Origin of the sequence: Microcoleus sp. T3_A4 (assembly GCF_036700465.1) — a bacterium.
In the GTDB taxonomy this organism is placed as follows: Bacteria; Cyanobacteriota; Cyanobacteriia; order Cyanobacteriales; family Microcoleaceae; genus Microcoleus.
Genome location: NZ_JAUBOY010000117.1, coordinates 1 through 3,328 on the forward strand (window position 1 = coordinate 1; position 3,328 = coordinate 3,328).

Annotated in this window: 4 protein-coding genes; 2 read left to right on the forward strand and 2 right to left on the reverse strand. The window is 44.6% G+C overall.

Annotated features, from left to right (window positions below; genetic code table 11):
- Positions 1 to 94 precede the first annotated feature (94 nt).
- Positions 95 to 277 (forward strand): NfeD family protein, encoded by a 183-nt coding sequence (locus QUA07_RS29710; RefSeq protein ID WP_333332803.1) that lies wholly within the window; start codon positions 95 to 97, stop codon positions 275 to 277.
- The gene (locus QUA07_RS29715) at positions 278 to 523 is read left to right on the forward strand and encodes a hypothetical protein (protein ID WP_333332805.1); all 246 of its coding nucleotides are present in this window, start codon (positions 278 to 280) and stop codon (positions 521 to 523) included. It abuts the gene before it with no gap.
- A 175-nt stretch (positions 524 to 698) separates the two neighbouring features.
- On the opposite strand, the gene QUA07_RS29720 is transcribed toward QUA07_RS29715, so the two are convergent.
- The gene (locus QUA07_RS29720; protein ID WP_333332808.1) at positions 699 to 1,496 is read right to left on the reverse strand and encodes a class I SAM-dependent methyltransferase; all 798 of its coding nucleotides are present in this window, start codon (positions 1,494 to 1,496) and stop codon (positions 699 to 701) included.
- A 107-nt stretch (positions 1,497 to 1,603) separates the two neighbouring features.
- A partial coding sequence (locus tag QUA07_RS29725; RefSeq protein ID WP_333332811.1) for an ABC transporter ATP-binding protein occupies positions 1,604 to 3,328 on the reverse strand: 1,725 nt, incomplete at its 5' end.

Genomic DNA, 3,328 nt, shown 5'->3' on the forward strand with positions numbered 1-3,328 from the left:
TGAGATTGCACTCACTTTTTTCACTTCTCTATTTTATTGCGATCGCATTCCTCTTTAAAAACTGTCCGGAGTATTGAATCAGGAGAAAGTAATCATGACTGTCAGCCATTTAGAAAGAGCGATCGTTGAAGAAGAAATTAAACCGAATCAGTGCGGCAGCGTGCGATTTCAAAGCAGTTGGTGGCCAGCCAAGTGCGTTCGAGAAATAACTTTGCAACCCGGTGAAGTTGTTCGCGTCGTGAGACTTGATAACATTACTCTGATAGTTGAAGCGTAGTTGGGAAACAATCTGGAGGGGGGGAGTTATCGGAGGCTAGAAAAAATAAATTTGCGATCGCGTTTCTATTTCGATACATTTCTCTTCAAACGGGCGATCGCACTTCTCGCCTCTGTTAATTTCCCGATTCTAGAATTTGACCTCAACCACAACTCGCCGCTGACAGTCGCCAGTCCGCCAGACCGCCAGGGAATGAATTCCCTGTCTACCTCGCTCAGAGGACTAATGAGTTTTTCAGTCCTCTGAGCGAGGACTTTAGCTTTGAGGCAGGGGTTTCAACCCTTGCCGGACTGCGGGTTTAACCTAGTTGTTGATACGAAGAAGGACACGGCAATGCCGTGTCCCTACTTACGAAAAGCCTATGTGTCATACTGAGTGAAACGAAGCATCGAGCGAGATGCTTCGCCCAAATGCCTAAGTCCTATTTCTCATAACGGGCTAGAAGATGCCAGAGAAAGATATCCGGGTCGTCATGATCGATCATCTCTTTAAACATGGAAACAAAAGGCTCATAGTCTAAAAACTGCATCTCCAAACTGAGTTGTTTTAATCCCGCTTCTTTAAAGATGCGATTTAACCGCAAGGGAGTGTAATAAATCTGGGCCTCTTGCCACTCAGCATCCCAAACTTTATTGCCGTAGACATCGATATATCCCTCTGTAACACAGTGAGCGTGTTTGCGACTGAAATAGGCAATTTCTAAGAAGCATAAGGTGGTTGGAAAATATCCGTATATCTTGCCACCTGGCTTGAGAACCTTTCCAAATTCCCGAATCATCTCGCGATTGGTTTTATCCTCACTGGAAACCACGGAATTTGCGAGTAGGACGTAATCAAATTTCTCGTTCCACTCCGGTTTTTGTTCGGTGATTCGCGTGGAGTCTACTTGCTCAAACACGATTTGCTGATTGTTGAGTCGGGAATCTCCATCTGCTGTTTTCCAGTGTGCTTGTGCTTTTTCAATGGCTGTTTTGGAAAAATCGGTACAGTAGACTTGTCCAATTTGGGGGCAAAATTCTAGTAAAGTTTTCTGAAGATAAATTTCCGAGCCGCAACCGGGAATTAGGACTTTGATGTCAGGCGAGTTGGGAATATCATAGCCGGGAGAACGCTCTGGACGGATTAGGGTTTTGCAGATTTTGGGGTCTTGGGTGATGCTGAAAGCGGTGTTGGTATAATCTTCGTGGCTTTTATCTCCAGAGAGCTTTCTCTTCTTCAAGAGATTTCGAGCCTAGGTTAGGAGAAGAGGGAATTAGCCATTTGTAATCATTTGTGCTGGTCATAATTTTTAACTCCAAAATGTTCAGTATAGGTCAAATCTGCGTGTCAATCACTCACCACCAAGCTGCCGTTTTCCATCACGTAAGTGACATCCGCGAGCAGCGCATTAGCTATGCGGTGGGTGATGAAAATCACGGTGCGTTCTTTGCTAATGTGCTCGATGGTGGTGAGGATTTTGGCTTCTGTGGCGGGGTCGAGGGCGGATGTGGCTTCATCCAGAATTAGAATTGCTGGATTTCTCACCAAGGCTCTAGCTAAAGCGATTCTTTGCCGTTGTCCCCCTGATAACTGTCCCCCCCTGTCACCAACAAGTGTATCGTAGCCTTGGGGTAAGGACAAAATAAATTGGTGAATCTCGGCGTCTTTGGCTGCGGCTTCGACTTGTTCGTCAGTAGCTTGTAAATAGCCCATGCGGATGTTTTCTCGCACCGAGCAATTAAACAGAATTACATCCTGAGAAACCAGCCCAATTTGAGAACGAAGGGAGCGTACTGTTGCATCACGCAAATCAATTCCATCAAACAGAATGCGTCCTTTATCCGGGTCATAAAATCGCGTCAGCAAGTTGACAATTGTACTTTTGCCTGCGCCACTTTGACCGACAAATACCGCGAAGTCTCCTTGGCGAATTTTTAGGGATAGATTTTTAACTCCTCCTCTATCTTGGGAGTAGCTAAAGCTAACATCGTCAAAGTAAATATCACTATGAAAATGGGGCAAGTCAATCGCATCTGGGGCATCCTGAACATCAGGGACTTCTGACAAGATATCGTTAATGCGCCGCAGGGCTGCTACTCCATCGATAAAATAAGGTACCGATGAAGTTAAGGCGAGAATATTTAGATTCAACCCGACCAGTAAAAGCTGATAAGAAACCAGGGTTCCTACCGAAATCACATTTGAGAAAGTCATTGACGCACCGACGCTTAACGTCACAATCTGCGTCATGACAAAACCAATCATGGGAATTTTCTGCACTAAGTAGGACAGAAATGTAGCTCGGATATAAACCCGTTTCAAGTCGTTTAGATCGGTATTAAAATTCTTGACCATTTGGGTTTCCATCCCAAATATCTTGACAACCGATTGCGAGAGAATATTCTCTTCGACTCCGCTAGCAATTTGTCCTTCTTTTTCCATTAATTGATAACTTTCTTCAGTCGCCCGTTGGGCGATTTTTGCCGGGGCAATGGTGCAGAATGTTAAACCAATGCAACTGATAACAGCTAGCTGCCAGTTGAGGAGAAAGAGGAAGATACCTGAAAACAGGATGCTACCGATTTCGAGAATAACGACAGATAGCCCGGTGGTAATTAAACCATATTCCACATGCTGTGTGTCGGACATGACACACTTGACAATATCTGCGGCTGAACGTCGCCCAAAAAACTCCATTGACAGGTTCTGGAGATACTCGAATACGGAACGGCGGATGTTGTTGACGATTAAAACACCCAAACGCGCTCCTAAGAAGTTGGCAAACAAGCCGATAGCAGCATATAAAATGGCTCCCGCGGCTAGGAGGGATAGGATGAGAATCAGCAGATTATAATTTTTGGGAACGATGGCGGCATCGATAATGTATTTTAAGCTGGCTCTCAGGACTGTATCGAAGGCGGCGTCGAAAATTAGGCAGCTATAGACTAAAACTAATTGCCATTTATAGTCGGCAATATATTTGTTGATAGTTTTAAAAACAATACTCCGGACAGTTTTTAAAGAGGAATGCGATCGCAATAAAATAGAGAAGTGAAAAAAGTGAGTGCAATC